This window comes from Kitasatospora sp. NPDC101155 (assembly GCF_044768305.1).
Lineage (GTDB): Bacteria > Actinomycetota > Actinomycetes > Streptomycetales > Streptomycetaceae > Kitasatospora.
Genome location: NZ_JBIWPN010000005.1, coordinates 269,728 through 289,936 on the forward strand (window position 1 = coordinate 269,728; position 20,209 = coordinate 289,936).

15 protein-coding genes and 1 pseudogene are annotated in these 20,209 nt (G+C 74.4%); 6 read left to right on the forward strand and 10 right to left on the reverse strand.

Annotated features, from left to right (window positions below; genetic code table 11):
* Positions 1–76: 76 nt before the first annotated feature.
* Positions 77–1,135 carry a DNA integrity scanning diadenylate cyclase DisA gene (gene disA, locus ACIRYZ_RS10145; protein ID WP_270151163.1) on the reverse strand — a complete coding sequence of 353 codons (1,059 nt, stop codon included), beginning with the start codon at positions 1,133–1,135 and terminating at the stop codon, positions 77–79.
* 202 nt (positions 1,136–1,337) lie between these two features.
* The gene (gene radA, locus ACIRYZ_RS10150) at positions 1,338–2,849 is read right to left on the reverse strand and encodes a DNA repair protein RadA (RefSeq protein ID WP_402941868.1); all 1,512 of its coding nucleotides are present in this window, start codon (positions 2,847–2,849) and stop codon (positions 1,338–1,340) included.
* A gap of 141 nt (positions 2,850–2,990) precedes the next feature.
* On the opposite strand from radA, the gene ACIRYZ_RS10155 reads away from it, so the two are divergent.
* Entirely contained in the window at positions 2,991–4,874 is a 1,884-nt protein-coding gene (locus tag ACIRYZ_RS10155) for a sigma-70 family RNA polymerase sigma factor (RefSeq protein WP_402941869.1), read from the forward strand.
* A 276-nt stretch (positions 4,875–5,150) separates the two neighbouring features.
* Here ACIRYZ_RS10155 and ACIRYZ_RS10160 read toward each other — a convergent pair whose 3' ends face one another.
* Positions 5,151–6,485 carry a DUF1254 domain-containing protein gene (locus tag ACIRYZ_RS10160; RefSeq protein WP_402941870.1) on the reverse strand — a complete coding sequence of 445 codons (1,335 nt, stop codon included), beginning with the start codon at positions 6,483–6,485 and terminating at the stop codon, positions 5,151–5,153.
* 50 nt (positions 6,486–6,535) lie between these two features.
* Positions 6,536–7,945 (reverse strand): DUF1254 domain-containing protein, encoded by a 1,410-nt coding sequence (locus tag ACIRYZ_RS10165; protein WP_402941871.1) that lies wholly within the window; start codon positions 7,943–7,945, stop codon positions 6,536–6,538.
* A 177-nt stretch (positions 7,946–8,122) separates the two neighbouring features.
* Between ACIRYZ_RS10165 and ACIRYZ_RS10170 the strand changes: the two genes are divergently transcribed.
* Positions 8,123–9,163, forward strand: a complete 1,041-nt coding sequence (locus ACIRYZ_RS10170; protein WP_402941872.1) for an NAD-dependent epimerase/dehydratase family protein — start codon at positions 8,123–8,125, stop codon at positions 9,161–9,163.
* Between the two features lie 48 nt (positions 9,164–9,211).
* Here the strand turns inward: ACIRYZ_RS10170 and ACIRYZ_RS10175 are convergent, their stop codons facing one another.
* From ACIRYZ_RS10175 to ACIRYZ_RS10195, 5 genes are all read right to left on the reverse strand, one after another.
* Positions 9,212–10,261 carry a family 2 encapsulin nanocompartment cargo protein polyprenyl transferase gene (locus ACIRYZ_RS10175; RefSeq protein ID WP_402941874.1) on the reverse strand — a complete coding sequence of 350 codons (1,050 nt, stop codon included), beginning with the start codon at positions 10,259–10,261 and terminating at the stop codon, positions 9,212–9,214.
* 204 nt (positions 10,262–10,465) lie between these two features.
* Complete coding sequence (locus tag ACIRYZ_RS10180) at positions 10,466–11,887, reverse strand: family 2B encapsulin nanocompartment shell protein (protein WP_393030968.1); 1,422 nt, start codon at positions 11,885–11,887, stop codon at positions 10,466–10,468.
* Positions 11,888–12,161: 274 nt separating this feature from the next.
* Entirely contained in the window at positions 12,162–12,707 is a 546-nt protein-coding gene (locus ACIRYZ_RS10185) for a methylated-DNA--[protein]-cysteine S-methyltransferase (RefSeq protein ID WP_402941877.1), read from the reverse strand.
* A gap of 113 nt (positions 12,708–12,820) precedes the next feature.
* The gene (locus tag ACIRYZ_RS10190) at positions 12,821–13,054 is read right to left on the reverse strand and encodes a hypothetical protein (protein WP_393030963.1); all 234 of its coding nucleotides are present in this window, start codon (positions 13,052–13,054) and stop codon (positions 12,821–12,823) included.
* A 179-nt stretch (positions 13,055–13,233) separates the two neighbouring features.
* On the reverse strand, positions 13,234–14,502 hold the full coding sequence (locus ACIRYZ_RS10195; RefSeq protein ID WP_402941879.1) for an MFS transporter: 1,269 nt from the start codon (positions 14,500–14,502) through the stop codon (positions 13,234–13,236).
* Between the two features lie 202 nt (positions 14,503–14,704).
* Here ACIRYZ_RS10195 and ACIRYZ_RS10200 point away from each other — a divergent pair, with 202 nt between their 5' ends.
* Positions 14,705–15,520, forward strand: coding sequence for a hypothetical protein (locus ACIRYZ_RS10200; protein ID WP_402941880.1), 816 nt, complete (start codon positions 14,705–14,707; stop codon positions 15,518–15,520).
* 200 nt (positions 15,521–15,720) lie between these two features.
* On the opposite strand, the gene ACIRYZ_RS10205 is transcribed toward ACIRYZ_RS10200, so the two are convergent.
* The gene (locus tag ACIRYZ_RS10205; RefSeq protein WP_402941882.1) at positions 15,721–17,574 is read right to left on the reverse strand and encodes an ABC transporter ATP-binding protein; all 1,854 of its coding nucleotides are present in this window, start codon (positions 17,572–17,574) and stop codon (positions 15,721–15,723) included.
* Positions 17,575–18,098: 524 nt separating this feature from the next.
* Here ACIRYZ_RS10205 and ACIRYZ_RS10210 point away from each other — a divergent pair.
* The 3 genes and pseudogenes from ACIRYZ_RS10210 to ACIRYZ_RS10220 all read left to right on the forward strand — a co-directional run bounded on the left by ACIRYZ_RS10210 (position 18,099) and on the right by ACIRYZ_RS10220 (position 20,195).
* The gene (locus ACIRYZ_RS10210; protein ID WP_402941884.1) at positions 18,099–18,482 is read left to right on the forward strand and encodes a sortase-dependent protein; all 384 of its coding nucleotides are present in this window, start codon (positions 18,099–18,101) and stop codon (positions 18,480–18,482) included.
* A gap of 385 nt (positions 18,483–18,867) precedes the next feature.
* A pseudogene (locus ACIRYZ_RS10215) lies at positions 18,868–18,993 on the forward strand (winged helix-turn-helix domain-containing protein); the annotation flags it as partial.
* Entirely contained in the window at positions 18,990–20,195 is a 1,206-nt protein-coding gene (locus tag ACIRYZ_RS10220; protein ID WP_402941886.1) for a sensor histidine kinase, read from the forward strand. The pseudogene ACIRYZ_RS10215 and the gene ACIRYZ_RS10220, both read left to right, overlap by 4 nt.
* Positions 20,196–20,209: the final 14 nt, after the last annotated feature.

A 20,209-nucleotide genomic window follows, 5' to 3' on the forward strand; every position in this document is an offset into this window, starting at 1 on the left:
GTTCCCGGGCCCCGGAAACGCGGAACGGCCCCAGGGGAAGCGTTTCTCCCGGGGCCGTTCGCCGATTGCGCGCCGGTCAGACGTAGCGCTCCAGGATGGACGATTCGGCAAGGCGGGACAGGCCCTCGCGGACCGAGCGGGCGCGGGTCTCGCCGACGCCCTCGACCGTCTGCAGATCGTCGATGCTGGCGGCGAGCAGCTTCTGCAGGCCGCCGAAGTGCTCGACCAGGCGCTCTATCACCGTGTTCGGCAGGCGCGGGATCTTCGCCAGCAGGCGGTAGCCGCGCGGGGAGACGGCGGCGTCCAGGGACTCCGGCGAGCCGGAGTAGCCGAGCGCCTTGGCGACCGTCTGCAGGTCCAGCAGCTCGGCGTGGGTGAGCGCCTCCAGGTCGGCCAGCACCTCGGTGACCGTCCGGCCCTTCTTGGCGGCCCGCTCCGGGAAGTAGTCCCGGGCGACCAGTTCGCGCTCCGGCTCGACGCCCGCGATCAGCTCGTCCAGCTGGAGCGAGAGCAGCCGGCCGTCGATGCCGAGCTCCAGCACGTAGCCGGCGATCTCGGTGGCGATCAGCCGGACCATCTCCAGTCGCTGGGCCACGGCCGTGACGTCCCGGACCGTCACCAGGTCCTCGATCTCCAGCGCCGAGAGCGTGCCGGCCACCTCGTCCAGGCGCAGCTTGTAGCGCTCCAGGGTGGCCAGCGCCTGGTTGGCGCGGGACAGGACCGTGGTCGAGTCCTCCAGCACCCGGCGGGTGCCGTTGACGTACATCGCGATCAGCCGCATCGAGTGCGAGACCGCGACCACCGGGTAGCCGGTCTGCCGGTTGACCCGCTCGGCGGTGCGGTGGCGGGTGCCGGTCTCGTCGGTGGGGATGGTCGAGTCCGGCATCAGGTGCACGCCGGCCCGGACGATCTTGGTGATGTCCTTGTCGAGCACCACGGCGCCGTCGAGCTTGCACAGCTCGCGCAGCCGGGTGGCGCTGAACTCGACGTCCAGGACGAAGCCGCCGGTGCACAGCGACTCGACGGTCTTGTCGAAACCCAGCACGATCAGGCCACCGGTGTTGGCCCGCAGGACCCGCTCCAGGCCGTCACGAAGCGCGGTACCGGGCGCGATGGCGGTGAGGGAGGCCCGCAGCAGGGCCTCCTCACGGGAGGCCCTGTCCGCCCCCCGGTCGCTGGCTGCCACGTGACTCCTCCGGTCGACCCCGTGCCGCGCGCCTCGCGCCGTGCGCCGGTCCGCGGTCTGTTGCTCTGTCGCTCAGTACCGCTCCGGTACTGCCTTCTGGCCAATGAGACTGGGGAGAGTCTAACTGCGTGCGGCTTCGGCAGGGCTTGGGTCAGCGCAGTTCGTCGGAGTCGAGCGGCTCCCAGCCGTCCATCAGCTCCTCCGGGTAGGCCGGGACCTTCGCCGCGCGGGGCGCCGGCGGCGCCGACGGGGCCTCACCACGCCCCTCGCCGCGCGGCTTGGCGGCGGCCCGGCGGCGGCCCGGGATGGCCCGCAGTGCCTCGCCGATGTCGGCCACCTCGACCACCTTCATGCCCGGCGGCACCTTGCCCGGGTCCGGCGGGACCAGGGCGTGGGTGAAGCCCAGCCGGTGCGCCTCGGCGAGCCGGCGCTGGACACCCGTCACCCGCCGCACCTCGCCCGCCAGGCCGACCTCGCCGATCGCCACCAGGTTGCTGGGCAGCGGGGTGTCCGTGGAGGAGCTGGCCACCGCGAGCGCGACCGCGAGGTCCGCGGACGGCTCGGTCAGCTTCACCCCGCCGACCGTCGCGGTGTAGATGTCCTGCTTGCCGAGCTTCACCCCGCCGTGCCGCTCGACCACGGCCAGGATCATCGCGATCCGGGGCGACTCCAGGCCCGAGGTCGTCCGGCGCGGGGAGGGGATCTGCGAATCCACCATCAGCGCCTGCACCTCGGCCACCAGCGGGCGCTTGCCCTCCAGGGTGACGGTGAGGCAGGTGCCCGGGACGGGCTTGTCACGCCTGGTCAGGAAGAGGCCGGAGGGGTCGGCCAGGCCGACGATGCCCTCGTCGTGCAGCTCGAAGCAGCCCACCTCGTCGGTGGCGCCGTAGCGGTTCTTGACCCCGCGGATCAGCCGCAGCCGGGCGTGCCGGTCGCCCTCGAAGCTCAGCACCACGTCCACCAGGTGCTCCAGCAGGCGCGGGCCGGCGATCTGGCCGTCCTTGGTGACGTGGCCGACCAGCAGAGTCGCCATGCCGCGCTCCTTGGAGGCCCGGATCAGCGCGCCCGCCACCTCACGGACCTGGGCCGGGCCGCCGGGGGCGCCGTCCAGCTCGGCCGAGGCGATGGTCTGCACCGAGTCCAGGATCAGCAGGCCGGGGTTGACCGCCTCGATGTGCCCGAGCACCGCGCCGAGGTCGGACTCGGCGGCGAGGTAGAGGTGCTCGGAGAGGGCGTTGATCCGGTCCGCCCGCAGCCGCACCTGGCCGGCCGACTCCTCGCCGGTGACGTAGAGCGTGCGGTGCTGGGCGGTGGCCGCCTTGGCCGCGACGTCCAGCAGCAGGGTGGACTTGCCGACGCCGGGCTCGCCGGCCAGCAGGACCACCGCGCCGGGGACCAGGCCGCCGCCGAGCACCCGGTCCAGCTCCGGCACACCCGTCGAACGGGCCGTCGCGACCTGGCCGTCCACCTGGGCGATCGGACGGGCGGGCGCGCTGACCGGGCCCGCCGCCGTGGTGCGGATCGGCACCGCGCCGTACTCCTCGACCGTGCCCCAGGCGTTGCACTCCGGGCAGCGGCCGACCCACTTGGGCAGCTGGTTGCCGCACTCGGTGCAGCGGTAGGCCGGGCGCGGCTTGGCGGTGGTCTTGGAACGCGGAGGCATGCGGCCCACCGTAGCGCCTGGGTACGACAACGCCGGTCCTCGCTGCGGGACCCACACAGATGGGCGATGCCGTTACCCGAAAGAAGTACATACCCGGTGAATGGCGGGGCCGGGCGGTCCGGTGTCCCTACCGTCGGACGGGTGACAACGCGAACTGTTGGGGCCGGACCCGGGTCGCAGGCCGCCGCCGTCCTCGCGGCGTACGACCGGCAGACGGACGGCCTGTTCACCTACTGCCTCTCGGTGCTGTGCGAGCACGACGCGGCCGCCGACGCCCTGCGCGAGGTCGGCGAACTGGCCCGGCGGCACGGCGGCCGACTGGCCGAACCCGGGCTGGTCCGGGCCTGGCTGTTCTCGCTCGCCCGCTACTGCTGCCTGCGGCGACTGGCCGACGGCGGCGCCCGGGAGCCCGGGCCGGAGCCCGGCGAGGCCGAGGCCGCCCGGCGGCGCCGCGAGCTGGCCTCGCTCGCCTGGCCGGAGGCGGCCGGAACGAACCCGGAGCAGCGCGAGGCGCTGGAACTGTCCGTCCGCCACCGGCTCACCCCGCTGGAGGTGGCGGCGGTGCTGGGCCTGCCGTTCGACCGGACCCGGGAGCTGCTCGCCGCCGCCGAGACCGAGGTCGCCCGGACCAGGGCGGCGCTGCTGGTGCTCGGGGTGGGCAGCTGCCCGGAACTGGACCGGCTCGGCGGGGCCGGGGCGGAGTCCTGGCGGGACTGGGTGCTCGGGCCGGCGCTGCGGCGGGAGCTGGTGCAGCACGTGGTGGACTGCCCGACCTGCCGGGGGACGGCGGAGCGGGTGGCGGCCGGGGAGGCGGCGGAGGGCGCGGCGGGGCTGTCGGGGCTGCCGCTGCTGAGTGCGCCTGCTCCGGGTTCGTCGGTGTCCTCGGTGTCCGTGGTGTCCGCGGTGTCCGCGGCGGACGGGGTGGGGTACCTGCCGTCGGCCGGTGCGGCGGGGCGGCGGGGCCCGGCGGTCGCCGAGCCCGGACTGCGGTTCGACCACGGCGGCTTCCCCCGGCACCGGGCGCCGGACGCGGGCCGCGGCCTGGCGGTCCGGCGGCGGGTGGTGACCACCGGGGTGCTGGCGGCGGTGCTGGCGGCGCCGGTGGTCGCGCTCTGGGCCGGGCACCGGGGCGGCGGGTCGGGGTCGGCGGCCTCGGTCTCGGCGGTGCGGGTGGACGAGGCCGGACGGGAGGCCGGGCAGCGGCCGCAGCCGTGGTCGGCGGGGGCCGCCGGTGGCACCGAGGGAGCGGGGATGCCGGGGCTGGAGCTCGCGGGCGCGGGGGTGGGGCCCGGTGGTTCGGCCGGTCCGGGTGGTGCAGAAACGTTGCTGCCGGGCTTTCCGCGGCTCAGCTTCCAGGGCCCGCTGGTCCCGGTCCCGGGCCGGGGCGCGACCCCCCTCAGCAGCCCGGCCCTGGTCGCCGCCCCGGCCCCCTCGGTCGAACAGGCCGCCGCCCCGGGGACGGGCCCGGCCGGCCGGGCCCCCGCCGGACTGCTCACCGTCGAGGCCGGCGAGTACGGCAGCCGCACGGTGCTCACCCTCACCAACTCCGGCACCACGGAGATCCGTTGGAACGCCGTGACGGACGCCGCCTGGCTCCGGCTCAGCCGCGACGCGGGGACGCTGGCGCCGGGGCAGCGGATCACCGTGATCGTCACCGTGGACGAGGACCTCGCGCCCACCACCCCCTGGACCGCCCGGATCGCCCTACCGCCCTCCCAGGCGGTGGTCACCCTGGAAGGCGGCCCGCAGAACCGGGGCGGGTCGGCGTCCTCCTCGGCGGAGCCGCCGCCGACACCGAGCGGTACGGCGTCGCCCACGGGCACCGCGACGGCAACGGCAACGGCAACGGCAACGGCGTCGCCGAGCCGAACCGGGGCACCCTCACCGTCGGGCTCCAGCTCCCCGACGACGCAGCCCTCGCCCTCCGGGCCGCCGACCGGCACGCCGAGGCCGTCGGCGACCCCGACCGGCAGCGCCTCCCCGCACCCGACCGGCACGGCGACGGCTTCACCGTCAGGGCGCTGACGGGGGCCGGCTCCAACGGTCGGCGAGGCGGTTGAGCGGACTCGCGGGCGGAGGCGGGGCGGGCGCGAAGGCGGCCACCCCGCGCCCGTCCCGGCGAGGTCGGAGCTGTCCCCGTTCGAAGGGGCGGGGCCGGCTTGAGACGGGCCCGACACCACCCGCCCGACTCCGTGGGCATGAGCACGAAAGCAACCACCCGCCGGACCGGGAGACGGCCGGCCGGCCTCGCCCGGTGAATCCGGGAGAGATGCCGTCCACCTGCGGCCGGGGGCGCGCGGGTCAGGCGCGGTGGATCGGGGGGACCTGGTAGGTGCCGTCCAGGACGGTCGGCTTGGGTTGGTAGAGGCGGATGATCGGGCGGAACTCGCCGTGGGGGGTGGGGAGCCAGTTGGCGGCGGTCGTGGGGTCCTCGGGTTGGTCGTGTTGGAGGGTGAGGGTGAGGGAGCCGTCGTCGCCGTAGACCAGGCCGGGGGTTCGGTCGCCGATGGAGTAGCGGTCGACGGGGTTCTCGACCAGGTAGTAGTCGGGGACGGAGTACATGGTGACGGACCAGAAGGCCTCGGCGGGCGGGGGCTGGTCGAAGCGGAGGGTGTAGCTGTTGGCGCCGGTGAGCGGGCGGCCGTCGGAGTCGTCGTAGGTCGTCGCGTACGAGGCCTCGTAGGCGTGGTTGCCCCAGAGGCCGGCGCGGGCGGCCGCGGCCCGGCTGAGGTAGGCGGCGCGGCGGTCGGGGATGCGCCACTCGGGGTCGTGGAGGGTGCCGGGGCCCAGGTGGTCGAGGTTGTAGTCGAAGAGGTGGAGCGCGGAGCGCCATTCGCCGGGCGGGTGGTCCTCGGGCGGGCGGGTGGCGTCCTCGACCCGTTCGCGTCCGGCGGCCAGGCCCTTGGCGAGTGCGAGAGTCCAATCGGCGGCGGCCGCGCGGTAGGGCGAGGCGCCGTCGTCCAGCAGGCCGAGCGGGGCGAAGCGGCGCTGGTACTCGATGTCGGGGGTGGCGGGCGGGAAGGCCTGCATCCACACCCGCAGGCGTTCGAAGAAGGCCAGCCGCTCGGGGACGTCCGGATCGGGCTCGGGCAGTCCGGCGACCAGGCCGCCGGGCTCCAGCGGTTCCAGGACCAGCCCGGCCTGCAGGGCCTTGACCCGGGGCAGGTCGCCCGGTCCGGCGCAGGCGAAGCGGCCGACGACGGTGCCGACGGTGGTCGGCAGCTCGATCACCCGGCTCGGGTCGGACGGGGTGCCGTGCCAGTCGGGCGGGACGATCAGCCAGGTCTGGGCGTCGGTGCCGGTGGCGCGGCGTCCGAGGTAGGCGACGTTGTCCGTCCAGGCGTCGATGAACTGGAGCACGTAGTAGGCGTCGGCGGCGTCCGGGACGTGCAGGACCAACGGGCCTTCGGAGAGGTCGAGTTGGGCGATCGAGTAGATCGTGTCGTTGTTGACCGAGACGAACTGGTCACCCGGGCGGGCCAGCCGGGTCGCGTGGCTGAAGTGGTTGAACTGCTCCGCCGGGAGGGTGCCCAGCCCGCCCTTGGCGAAGCGCTCGACCATGGTGAGGGCGGCGACGAGCGGGTAGCCGTAGACGTAGGCGTCGGCGGCCAGGGCCTCCAGCTCGGGCTGGTTCATCGGTGGTCCTTCGTACGGTCGGTCGGGGGCGGTCCGGGGGGGCGGGGTGGTCAGCGCGGGTCGAGCGGCGGGAGCTGCCAGCGGTCGTCCAGGACGGACGGGTCGGGGCCGTAGAGCCGGATCACCACGGTGAACGGGCCGTCGGGGGCGGGCAGCCAGTTGGCGGAGTGCTGGGCGTCGGCGGGGCGCTTGTGCTGGACGTAGAGGGTGAGTCCGCCGTCCGGGTCACGGACCAGGTCCGGGGTGCGGTCGCCGATCGAGTAGCGGTCCAGGGTGTTGTCGACCAGGTGGCGCCCGGGCAGGGCGTACATCGTGGCGGACCAGAAGAAGCGGGCCGGGGGCAGGTCGTGCGGGCCGAAGCGGATCACGTGGTCGCGGTCGCTGGCGTTGGGCGGACGATGGCCGGCGGCGTCGGCGGTCCAGCTGCCGGACCAGACCTCTTCGGCAGGCAGCCCGTAGCGGCCGAGCTTCGCGCCGAGCGCCTGGCGCAGGAAGTCGGCGCCGATCCGCTCGCGGGTGCCGAACAGGGCGGTCGTGTCGTGGAGTTCGGCGGCGGCACGCTCCAGCCGGGCCCTGCCGTCGGCGATGCCGCGTTCGATCTCGGTGCGGACGTCCAGCGGGAGGGTGGCGGGCTCGAACTCGCCTCGGCCGTCGACGCCGAGGTCGGCGAGGCGGCCGCGCAGGTCGACCTCGGCGGGCGGAAGCGGGACGGCGCCCGGCCGCGGGCCGGTCAGCGGGAAGAAGCCGAGCAGGAAGTCGAGGAAGCAGAGGAACTCGACGGTGTCCATCACCTCGTCGCGCCAGACCGGCCAGACCGGCTCCGGGGCGGGGGCGGGCGCGGGGGTGTCGGCGTAGCGGTGCAGCGGGCGCAGCAGGTACTGCTCCTGGACGGCCTTCAGTTCGGCGATGTCGGCGGGGGTGGTCCCGGCGAGGTGGGTGCGGCCGACGATGCCGACCAGCCGGGTCGCGGTGCGGATGACGCCCTTGATGCCGGACGGGGGCTCGCCCTGCCAGTCGGGGCCCGCCACCAGGTAGTCGCCGGCCTGCCGGCCGGTGGTCCGGGCGCCGACGGACCCGGCGTGGACGGTGTCGAGTTCGTGCACCGGGAGGACGTAGTAGCGGTCCTCCGCCGGGACGGAGACCACCCAGGGTTCGGCGCGCAGGTCGAGCCAGGCCCAGGAGTGCGGGGTGTCGTTGTCGGGGGAGACGACGTCGGTGTCGACGGGGGTGAAGGGCTGCGCGTGGTGGCGGAAGACGCCGAAGCCGCCGACGTACCCCGGGTCCGCCTCGTCCAGGGCCTGGGAGTAGAGGGTGCGGTAGTTCCGCAGGATCGGGTAGCCGCGGGTCCAGGCCTCGGCGGCGGTGGCGCGGACGGTGGCCGGGTCCACGAGTGCCGGGTTGACCATGCTGTCGAGCTCCCAGTGCCGTATCCGGTACCGAATCAGGACATATCGGTACATCTGGGATGCTAAGTCGGGTGGGGTGGGGCGGCATGTCGGCTGCTCCGCCGCTCCGGCAGGGCCGACGGGACCGGTGGGGCCGGCGGGGCCGACGGGATTCGCTCGGCGCTCTGCCCGGCGCTCTGCCCAGCGCGAATCCGGGCGTACGGGCGGGGCGGCCGGGAGAGGCTGGCCGGCATGAAGATCCTGCTGCTCGGGGGCTCGTCCTTTCTCGGACGCGCCTATGCCGCCGAGGCCCTCGCCCGCGGCCACCAGGTCACCACCTTCAACCGCGGCCGCAGCGCCGCCGACCTGCCCGGGGTCGAGACCGTCCGGGGCGACCGCGACAGCACCGAGGACGTCGCCGGGCTGGTCGAGGGCCGCGGCTGGGACGCCGTCGTCGACACCTCGGCCCGGCAGCCCGCCCAGGCCGCGCTCACGGCACGGCTGCTGCGCGAGCGGGCCGACCACTACACCGTCGTCTCCTCGGTGCACGCCTACGCCGACTGGGCCACCCGGGTGATCGACGAGGACTCCGCGCTCCTCCCCTGCCCCGCCGACACCCCGCCCGACCAGCCCTTCGGCCGCGAGCTGAAGGCCGGCTGCGAGCGCGCGGTGCTGGAGGGCTTCGGCGCCGAGCGCTCGCTGGTCCTCAGCAGCGGCCTGCTGATCGGGCCGCACGAGCTCGGCGGCCGGCTGCCCTGGTGGCTGGAGCGGATGGCGCGCGGCGGGCCGGTGCTCGCGCCGGGCGATCCCGGGCGGACCATGCAGGTGATCGACGTCCGGGACTTCGCCGCCTTCGGACTCGACCGCCTTGAGGCCGGGACGGCGGGCCGTTTCCTCACCACGGCGCCGCCCGGGCAGCTCACCTTCGGGCAGTGGCTGGAGACCTGCCGGGAGGTCGCGGGCGCGGCGGACACCGAGCTGGTCTGGGTCGCGGACGAGCGGCTGCTCGCCGAGGGGCCGGACAAGGTCGAACCCTGGCTCGAACTCCCCTTCTGGGCGCCGGATCTGCCGGAGTGGAGGTACATCTGGGAGGTCGACAGCGGTCGCGCCCGGGCGGCCGGGCTGAGCTGCCGCCCGTTCGCCGAGACCGCGCGGGACACTTGGACGTGGCTACGCGGGCGTGGGCCCGCGGCCGACACCGACGCCGAGGGGCGCAAGTGGGTGCCGGGGACAACGTTCCGACAGGGCATCGAACCGGCCAAGGAGCAGCGGTTGTTGGCCGCCTTCGGATGACACGACGGAGTGGGAGGTCGGACCGGCCGACTTCCCACTCCGCGCCGGTCAATGGGTGCGGCGGGTCACCAGCTCGGCGAGCGCCAGCAGTTCGTCGGCCGCGGACGGCTCCGGTACGGCCACGGCCAGCTGCGCCATCGCCGCGGCCATCCGCTCGCAGGACTCGCCCTGCGCCCAGCCACGCCCCCCGGCCTCGTCGACGGCGGCCGCGCACTGGACCAACTCCTCGGGGGTCAGCGGGCGTTCGAGCGTGTACAGCTCGGCGAGCCGGGCGCCTTCGGGAGTTCCGGAGCCCAGCGCCCTGACCACCGGCAGCGACTTCTTGCGGGCGACCAGGTCCGCGCCGACCGGCTTGCCGGTGACCGCAGGGTCCCCCCAGATGCCGATCAGGTCATCGATCAGCTGGAAGGCCAGACCGATCTCGCGGCCGAAGCCGTCCATCGCCTGCGCGGCCTCCTCGGACCCGCCGCCGTACAGCGCGCCCATCGCGCAGGCGGCGCCGAGCAGGGCGCCGGTCTTGGCCTCGGCCATCGCCAGGCACTCGGTGAGCGAGACGTCGTTGCGCTGCTCGAAGGCGCAGTCGATCTGCTGCCCCTCGCAGAGCTCGACCACGCAGTCGGCGAGCCGGCGGATCGAGCCCCGGGCGGCCGGGTGGGCGTCCTCGGCGAGCAGGCGCAGCGCGAGGGAGTGCATGGCGTCGCCGGCCAGGATGGCCTCGGTGGTGCCGAACACCCGCCAGGCGGTGGGCCGGTGGCGGCGGGTGTCGTCACGGTCGATGACGTCGTCGTGGAGCAGGGTGAAGTTGTGGACCAGCTCCACCGCGGCGGCCGCGGCGACGGCCGTGCCGGGGGTGCCGCCGAGGGCCTGGGTGGCGGCGAGGACCAGTGCCGGGCGGATCGCCTTGCCGGAGGAGGCCTCGGTGGGCGTGCCGTCCGCCTCCCACCAGCCGAAGTGGTAGCCGGCGACCTTGCGCATCGTGCCGGGCAGCGAGTCGACGGCGGCCCGCAGGACCGGGTCGACCAGCCCACGGGCCCGGGCGAGGATGTCCGCCGCCTCGTGGCCCTCTTTGTGGTCCCGCTCCAGCGTGGAGCTCGTCATGGGTTTCTCCCCCTGTAGGGCGCCTGTCCTGGGATGGCCTGCCGTGCCGTACGTGCCGCCCGCGCCGCCCGGCCGGGGTGGATCTCCCTGGTCGGGCGGCGCGGGCGGCACGGATATCGGACTCGGATATCGGACTCGAATATCCGAGTCGGGCATCAGACCCGGATATCGGACTCAGATCTCGGACTCGAATGGGAGCCGGCGTCAGCGCTGGGCGATGTCCACGTTCTCCAGCACGCCGATCGCGTCCGGCACCAGGATCGCGGCCGAGTAATAGGCGCTCACCAGGTAGGAAATGATGGCCTTCTCGTCGATTCCCATGAACCGCACCGAAAGGCTCGGCTGGTATTCGTCCGGAATTCCGGTCTGGTGCAGGCCGATGACACCCTGGTTGTCCTCGCCGACACGCATCGCGATGATCGAGCTGGTGCTACCGCCGACGATCGGGATCTTGTTGCACGGGAAGATCGGCACCCCGCGCCAGGCGTTGACGTGCTTGCCCTCGACCTCGACGGTGCCCGGGTTGAGGCCGCGCTTGCTGCATTCCCGGCCGAAGGCGGCGATGGCCTTGGGGTGGGCCAGGAACATCTTGGTGCTGCGGCGGCGGCTGAGCAGCTCGTCCATGTCGTCCGGGGTGGGCGGGCCGGAGTGGGTCTGGATCCGCTGGTCGTAGTCGGCGTTCTCCAGCAGGCCGAACTCGGGGTTGTTGATGAGCTCGTGCTCCTGGCGCTCGCGCAGGGCCTCGATGGTCAGCCGGAGCTGGTGCTCGGTCTGGTTCATCGGCTGGTTGTAGAGGTCGGCGACGCGGCTGTGCACCTTGAGGATGGTCTGCGCGACGCTGAGCTCGTACTCGCGGGGCTTGAGCTCGTAGTCCACGAAGGCGTCGGGCAGGTCGTACTCGCCCTGGCGGCCGGCCGCGAGGTCGATCGCGGCCTCACCGTGCTTGTTCTGCGCCTGCTGGAAGCCGTTCAGGTATTCCATGATCTGCAGCTGGAGCGACTCGGAGCGGTCGTGCAGCTCCTGGAAGGACGGCCAGGAGAGCACCATCACCGTGCCGGAGGTCGCGGCGCGGACGGTGTACGGCCAGGTGCCGTCCTCCTCCTGGAGCGCTTCGTCACCCAGGTGGTCGCCGTCGGCGAGGGTGCCGACCACCGTCTCCTCGCCATACTTGCCGGTGCCGAGCCGGTCCAGCTTGCCGTGCGCGATCAGGAAGACCTCGCTGATCGGCGAACCGGCGGCGACCAGGACGTCGCCCGCGTCGAACTGGCGCTGGGTGAACCGCCCGGCCAGTTCCTCCAGCACGGCCTCGTCCTGGTAGCCGCGCAGCACCGGCACCTCGGCCAGGCTCTGCGGGATGACCCGGACCTCGGAACCCGTCTTGGCGAAACTCACCCGGCCGCGGCCGACCTTGTAGCGCAGGCGGCGGTTGACCCGGTAGGTACCGCCGGACACCTGCACCCAGGGCAGCCTCCTGAGCAGCCAGCGCGGGCTGATGCCCTGCATCTGCGGCGCGGACTTGGTGGTGGTGGCGAGGTTCCGCGCGCCCGCCGTGCTCAGTGACTGCTGCTGCCGGATCTCCGGCTGCGCGCCAGGCGCAGGAATACCGGCATTGGTTTCGGTCGACATATGGGGAGCCCTTCACGAACCCGATGAAGTGTCGCCTTGCACACGCATGTTGCAACTTCATGGTGGGCCCGTTCGGACGCAGACCGCAATCACTCATTCGAGTGGTTCGGAATAACCGAACAAATAGTACGACTCGATCACCTGATCGATATATGTTCGACTGTCTATTCGAACCCATCGGCCGGCCGCGCCCCATCTTCCCCCATCGACCGCCCCGCCCGCGCCAGAATGCGACACCTCCCGCACACGGCTACCCGGGGCGCCGATCGGCCGGCTACAGCGGGCCGTTCCAGTCCAGCGTCGGCTCCAGCACCCCCTCCAGGGTGAGCAGCCAGCGCTTCACCTCGATCCCGACCCGGCCGCCGCCGAAGCCGCCGATCCCGTCCGCCGCCACCACCCGGTGGCAGGGCACCAGCAGGGCGACGGGGTTCGCGGCCATCATCTGCCCGACCGTCCGCGCGGCCAGGCCCGGCTCGGCGACGTCCTCGAACACCCCGCTGCGAACGGCCAGTTCGCCGTAGGTGATGGTCCGGCCGTACGGCACCTCGCGCCAGAGCGTCTGGAGCACCGCACGGTGCGGCCCGGAGCTGAGGTTCCAGTCGATCGGCAGGCCCAACTCGCGGGTACGGCCGGCCAGGTAGGCGCCGATCCGCTCGGTGACGGCGGCGGTCTTCGCCGGGTCGGTGCAGGGCGGCGCCTCACCCTCCGGCCCGCCGTAGCCGGCCGCCGCCACGCCGTGCGGCGTCACCGCGATGTGCATCGGGCCGCTGGGCAGCGGAGTCGGCACGGTCAGCCAGGACAACGACCGGAACTGCGGCACGCTCGGGCCCCCACCCTCCACCGGGCCGGCGGCCGGCCATCCCGGCAGCCGGGGGGCGGGCTCGCCCCGTCCGTCATCGTACGGCGGGCGGGGCGGGCGCTCGGTCGGTCCGGTCAGAGCTGCCCCTTCAAGGCACGGGCGGTCGACGCGCAGAAGTGCGCCAGCTCGGCGCGGTCCGGCGCGCGGCCCTCGCACAGCGCGGCGAGCTGGGCGTCGGCGATCCGGTCCGACCCCGGGATCTCCAGCAGGTACGCCAGGTCGGCCAGCAGGGTGGCCAGCCGCTCCGCGTCCACGTGGTCCAGGGTGGCCGCGGCGTGGTGGTGGCTGATGGTGAGCGAACCGGGCATGGTCATCCTCCTCCGTACCCCCACGGTCCACGGTACGACCGGCCCGGCCACCCCGCCCGCCGCGGAGGCACACACGCGTGGGCGGAGCGACCGGCTGCGCTCCGGGGCCGGCCGAAAACGGTGCGCGGTGGGCCGCACCGGTGGCCGGGGGTGCGCCCCGGAGCCGTCCGAGGGGTGAGTCAGTTGTCCGGGCGCTCCTCCCAGCGACGATTCCGTACGGCCGGCACGCCCAACACTACGACCCCGGCCGCAACTTGCCAGACCGCCCCGAGCAGCAGCACCTCCCCGGTGCCGAGCCGGGCGGCCAGCGGGCCGGCCGCCGCCAGCCCGAGCGGGCCGAGGACGAAGGCGCCGAGCGAGCCGAAGGAGGTCAGCCGGCCGAGCAGCTCCACCGGGACCCAGCGCTGCGTCGTGGTGGAGAACAGCGTCCCGCAGACCGCCGAACCCACCCCCGCCACCAGCGCTCCCGCGACCACCCAGACCAACGACGCCCCGGCCGCCAGCGCGGCGGAGGGCAGCGCCCAGGCCAGACCGGCCACGGTGGCCACCGCGAGCGGGCGCCCAGGGCGCCGGCCGAGCATCCAGAGACCGCCCAGCACCGCGCCGGCTCCGTACACGCCCATCACCAGACCCCAGGCCCGGGCGCCGCCGAGCTCCCGCTGCGCGGTGAGCGGGCCGAGCACCAGGAACGGCGCCCAGACCAGCAGGTTGAACAGCCCCATCTGGGCCGTGGTGATCCACAGCCACGGGCGGGCGGCGAACTCCGACCAGCCGGCCCGCAGCTCCCGGAGCATCGAGGTCCCGTCGTCCGTCCCCGGGCGGTCGGGCAGGCGGAGGCCGGCCAGCGCGAGGGCGCCGACACCGTACGTCACCGCGTCGATCAGCAGCACCGCCGCCGGGCCCCGGGCCGCCGTGACCAGGCCGGCCAGCGCGGGGCCGGCCACTGTGGACACCGAACGTGACAGGCCCAGCAGGGTGTTGCCGTCCGCCAGCAGCTCCTTGCGGCGCACCAGGTCGGGCAGGATCGCGCCGAAGGCGGGCATGAACAGCCCCTCGCCGATCCCCCACACCGCCACCAGGGCGACCATCGCCCGGACCGGCGCGTGCCCGGCCGCCAGCAGCCCGGCGAACAGCGCCTGCACGAGGCCGCGCAGGACGTCCGAGCCCAGCATCAGGCGGCGGCTGCCGAACCGGTCGGCGATCACCCCGCCGGCCAGCAGCACCAGCACCACCGGGAGGATCCGGGCGGCCATCACCCAGCCGAGGTCGGTGCCGGCGCCACCGCTGTCGAGCACCGAGAAGGCGACCGCGACCGGCGCCATCGAGGAGCCGAGGAGAGAGGTCGTGTACCCGATGAAGAAGCGGGTGAATTCGCGCTCGCCCAGCACGGCGAGACGGTCTCCCAGGCGCCGCGGGCGGGCCGGGATCCGTTCTGTGTCCACTGCCATGGGCAGCAGTCTGCGAGCGACCGGGAGCCTGGATCAAGGGCTTGCCGGGAAAAACTTGAGCCTTTTGGCATCAATGTTGGCGGCACGCTTGACTGCCGCAGTAAATTGCTCGACAGATGGCCTCCCACCTGCCGTTTACTGCGCTTTCCGGATATTATTCGAGTGCATCGGATTCAGTGATTTACTGCGGAAGAAGGCGATCGTGACAGAGCTTCCCCCGGTCGAGTACGGCCTGGCCGTCGAGCGCTACCTGGCCGCCTCCGGACTCGCCGAGGGATCCCGGCGGATCTACCGGATCGCGCTGAACACCTGGGCCTGGGCGCTCGCCGACCGGCCCGCCCCCACCGGCCCCGAGCGGCGGCGCGCCCGGCCGCCCGTGCTCCCGCTCGCACTGCTCGACCACCCGGACGCCGCCGAGCGGCTGCGCGCCGCAGCGGCCTGGCGCGGCGCCGGCACCGACCCGCGCACGCTCAACCGCGAGCTCTCCACCCTGCGCGCGGCGGTGGCCTGGTGGCGCGCCCGGGGCTGGATCGACGGCGACCCGACCACCGACCTGCGCCCCGTGCCACTGCCCGCACCGGCCGAGGCCGCCGCCCCGTTGGCCGAGGAGCAACTGCGCGCCCTGTTCGCCCTGCGCGCGCCGCTGCGCGAGCAGGCGCTCTGGCACCTCCTGCACGAGTCCGGCGCCGCGATCGAGACCGTGCTGGCCCTGAACGCCGACCAGCTCGACCTGCCCCGCCGCCGCAGCCATCCCCGACCGGGCCAAGCCCCCGTCCGCTGGCAGTCCGGCAGCGCCCGGTTGCTCCCGCTGCTGATCGCCGGCCGCACCGGCGGCCCGCTCTTCCTCACCGACCGCCGGGCCCCGGCCGACACCCCCGCCGCCGACCGCTGCCCGCACACCGGCCGCGCCCGCCTCTCCTACCGCCGCGCCGCCGAGCTCTTCACCGCCCACACCCGGGCTCTCGCCGAGCCGTCGGGCACGGGGTGGACGCTCCGGCAGCTGCGGCCGGGGCGGTAGGGGCGGCACGGGGCCGGTCCCGCTCACTCCACGGACGACGGCGGCGATGCCCAGGTCCAGGACCTTGGCGCGGCGGCAGTCGATCACGAGGTTGGCGGGCTTGAGGTCGAGGTGCAGCAGGTTCTTGCCGTGCAGGTGGCGCATCGCCGAGCAGAGGTTCAGGCCGAGCAGAGGTGCAGGCCGAGCAGGGCCTTCGGTGCTCATCGGGTGGCCTCGGTCAGGGCCGCGGCCCGGTCGAGCCGGGCGTAGCCGTCGTCGTGGGCCAGCAGGTCCGCGTGGCTGCCGCAGGCGGCGACGCGGCCCTCGCGCAGCAGGACGATCCGATCGGCGTTCCGTACGGTGAGCAGGTCGTGCGAGATGATGATCGTGGTCCGCCCGTTCATCAGCCGCCCCAGCGGCTCCAGGACCCGCCGCCCGGACTCCGGGTCCAGCCCGGTGGTCGGCTCGTCGAGCAGCAGTACCGGCGCGTCCCGGATCATCGCCCGGGCGATCGCGATCCGCCGGCGCTGCCCGCCGGACAGCAGCCGTCCGTGCTGGCCCACCACGGTGTCGTAGCCCTCCGGCAGCCGGCTGATGAACCCGTCCGCGTCGGCTGCCCGGGCGGCGGCCGTGATCTGCGCGTCGGTCGCCCCGGGCCGGCCGTAGGCGATGTTCTCCCGGACGGTGCCGTGGATGACCGGGGTCTCCTGCAGCAGCACCGCGATGTGCTCGCGCAGATCGGTCAGCGCCAGTTCGCGCAGGTCGATGCCGTCCAGCCGGAGGGCGCCGCGCGCCGGGTCGTAGAAGCGCAGCAGCAGCTTGGCGACCGTCGTCCTGCCCGCCCCGCTCTCCCCGACCAGCGCCACCGTCTCGCCCGGCTCGGCGCGGAAGGAGACGTCGTACAGCGCCACCCGGGTGGTGCCCGGGTAGCGGAACCACACCCCGTCGAAGGCCGGCGCGCCGCGCACCCGGGCGGGGCGCAGCGGTGTCGGCGGATCGGCCACCTGCGGCTGCTGGTCGAGCAGTTCGATGATCCGCTCGGCGGCGGCCGCGGCCGAGCAGACGCCGTTGCTGAGCCGACCGATCCCCTGGATCGGGCTGTAGAGGCGACTCAACAGGGCGACGAAGACGAGGAGTTCGCCGAGGGTGAGGCGGCCGCGGACCAGCTCCCAGGCGCCCAGCCCGAGCACGATCAGCGCGCCGACCAGCTCCAGCAGATCCCCGATCGGCGTGAACAGGGCGCGCAGCCGGGTCGCCGCCATGGTCGCCCGGAACCGCGCGAGGTTCTCCCGGCGGAACCGTTCCTGCTCCCAGTCCTGCCGGTTGTAGGCCTGCACCAGCGCGATGTTGCCCAGGGTCTCCTCGGCGAGGGCGCTGACCGAGCCGCTGCGGCGGCGCCGTTCCCGGGACGCCGCCCTCACCCGCGTCGAGAGGCGCCGCGCGGTGATCCAGAACAGCGGCGCGACCACCAGCGCGGTCAGCGCGAGGTCCCGGCGCAGGTAGAACAGCACCCCCAGGAAGACGGCCAGTTCGGCGACGTACGCGACCGCGTCGAGGACGCCCGAGAGCAGGAAGGTCTCGACCTCCTCGACATCCGCGGTCAGCCGCGACAGTACGTCGCCGAGCCGCCGCCGCTCGAAGAAGCCCAGCGGCAGGCCCTGCAGATGGCGGAACACGTCCGTGCGCAGGGCGAGGAGGAAGCGCTCGCCGACCCAGGCCGAGGTCGTCTCGTCGGCGAAGCCCAAGCCGCCTGCCAGCAGGGTCAGCCCGGCGTACCCGAGCGCGACCGGCAGGAACAACCCGAGCCTGCGCGGCACCAGCACCTCGTCGACGACGGCCTTGAAGAGCCAGATCGCGGCCGCGTCGACCACCGGGCCGAGCAGGACGAACCCCAGCAGCAGGGCCAGCCAGCGCCGTCCCCCGCGGGTGCAGGGCCAGAACCGGACGAAGATCCGCCGCAGCGACACGGCCGGGGCCGGGGCGACGACCGGATCGGTCCGGCCGTCGCCGTCACCCGTGTCCACGGCCATCAGCCGCCGCAGCGACCACACATGCTCGTCCTGACCCGGGGTCATGACCGGTCCCTCAGCCGTCAGTACCGCCCATGCCTGGTGTTGCGGCGCCGACGACGGCCATGGCCGGTCCTGTCGTGGAAGTCCCTGTCCTCCCTGTCGTTCCTGCGGTCGTTTCCGCGCTCGTTGCGCGAACCCCGCATCGCCGGCAGGAGGTTGGCGAGGATGCTCATCACCGCCACCTTTCTCTCGGTTGCTCCCCCACCGGGAGATACGGACGGGCGGGCGGGGGTGCTCAGGGCGAGTCGGGTACGTCAGTTCCGAGATGCCTCCCGGGTGTTCCATCCGGTGTTTCACCCCGTGTTCCAGGGCGGGTACCAGCGCGTCCATCAGCGGGTGTCAGCGCGTGTATCAGCCCGCGCTCCGGGTGTCGCGGAGACCGTTACCCAGCCGATGGACGGCCGTGACGCGGCCGGGCGGGGACCGCGACACGGCACTCCTACCGTCACTGGCGACGCACCGGCCGCACCGGCCGGGGGCGTCCGCGCGACACCGCGCCCGTGAGAGAGACGAAGGAGAACCACCGTATGAGCAGGACCCGTATCGACCGCTCGCCCGCCCGTCGCATGCTGGCGGTCTGCGCCCTCACCGGGGCCGCGCTGATGGCCGCCGTCACCGGCGGGCAGGCCTGGGCCGACGGGACCCCGCAGCCGGCCCCCACCGCCCATGCCCCCGCCAACGGGGCACCGGCGGGCGCGGCGGCGGGCGGGACCCAGCCCAGCGCCGTCCCGGCCAGGCCCGCCCAGCCGCAGGTCCGCGAGGTGCCGAAGGGCGCCGCCCAGGCCGGGGACGGCTCCGCCGCGACCGACGGCAACGGCCTGATGCTGGCGGGCGGCGGCGGCGTGGCCGCCGTCGGCGCCGGCGCCCTGGGCTTCGCCCTCCTGCGCCGCCGCTCCGGTGCGCGCGGCTGACACCGGTCCCGAGTCCGCCGGGCACCCCGGCGCCCTTCCTCCGCACCCGGCCGGGCGGGGAAGCGGCGCCGGGGCGCCCCCGGCGGCGGGGACCAGCAGGACGGGGGGCCGCGGGCGGCGTCGCGCAGCCCGGCCCGGCCCGAGCTTCCTGAGCCGGACCGTCTTCGGCACGGCCGGCCTGCTCTGCCTGGCACTCGGCACCTCGATCGCACTGTCCGGCCGGGACACTCCGGTGGTGCGGATCGAGGCCTCCGGCCACGACCCGGCGGCCACCGCGCCCACCACTCCCACCGCGCCCACCGCACCCGTCGGCGCGCCGACCGCCGGTGATCAGCCCCTCGCCGCCTCACCGCCGACCCGCCTGCTGATCCCCTCGCTCAGCGTGGACGCCCCGTGGGGCGCCGACACCCGGGTGGTGGACGTCCACGTGCAGCGACTGCGCGCCAAGATCGGCTCCGGCCGGATCGAGACCGTCCGCGGGTTCGGCTACAAGCTGCGGCGCCCGGCATGACCCTGCGTCGCCAGATCGCCACCGCCGTCGCCGCCATCTCCGTCCTGGTCGCGGTGGCCGTCGGCCTGCTGGTCCACCAGGCGATGATCCGTCAGCACGTCGACCAGGCCCGCTCCTCCGCCCTCACCGCGCTCGACTCGGCCCTGGCCGGCTACGGCCGCAGCGGCGAGGTGGCCGGCCGCGGCGTCACCCTGGACGATCCGGCCCTGCCCACCCGGCTACGCGACCTCGCCGCCGGCGGCCGACAGGGCTCGCTGCTCGCCACCGGCGGCCAGGGCGAGTCGATGTGGGCGGCCGCCCCGGTCCAGAGCGGGGTGCTCTCCGCCCGGGTCGACTTCACCCAGGACCGCCAGTCGATCGCCGACCTCGACCGGATCATCCTGATCACCGTCGTCGCCGCGGTCTTCACCACCGTGCTGGCCGGCGTGCTGGTCGCGGACCGGATCAGCCGCCGGCTGCGCACCGCGGCCACCGCCGCCCGGGGCATCGCGGCCGGCGGCACGGACACCCGGATCGGCGAACTCGTCGACGGCCGGGACGAGGTGGCCGACCTCGCCGCCGCCGTGGACCTGATGTCCCGCACCCTGCACCGCCGGCTGGAGGACGAGCAGCGCTTCACCGCCGACGTCGCCCACGAACTGCGCACCCCGCTCACCGGCCTGGTCACCGCCGCCGAACTGCTGCCGCCCGGCCGCCCCACCCAGCTGGTGCAGAACCGGGTCCAGGCCCTGCGCGGCCTGGTCGAGGACCTCCTGGAGGTCTCCCGCCTGGACGCCGACGCCGAGTCCCCCGACCTCTCCGCCGTCCCGCTGGAACGCGCGGTGCGCCGTACCGTCAACCTCACCGGCCTCGACGTCTCCGTCGGGATCACCGCCGACCGCGAGGTCCGCACCGACCTGCGCCGCCTGGACCGCATCCTCGGCAACCTGATCCTCAACGCCCACCGCCACGGCGCCGACCCGGTCGAACTTCACGTCGACGGCCGCCGCATCACCGTCCGCGACCACGGCCCCGGCTACCCCGACGACCTCCTCCACCACGGGCCCCAGCGCTTCCGCACCAACGCCCCGGAACGCGGCCGCGGCCACGGCCTCGGCCTCACCATCGCCACCGGCCACGCCCGCGTCATCGGCGCCACCCTCACCTTCACCAACCACCCCGCCGGCGGCGCCCTCGCCACCCTCACCCTCCCGCCCGACTGACCGCCCCACCCCCA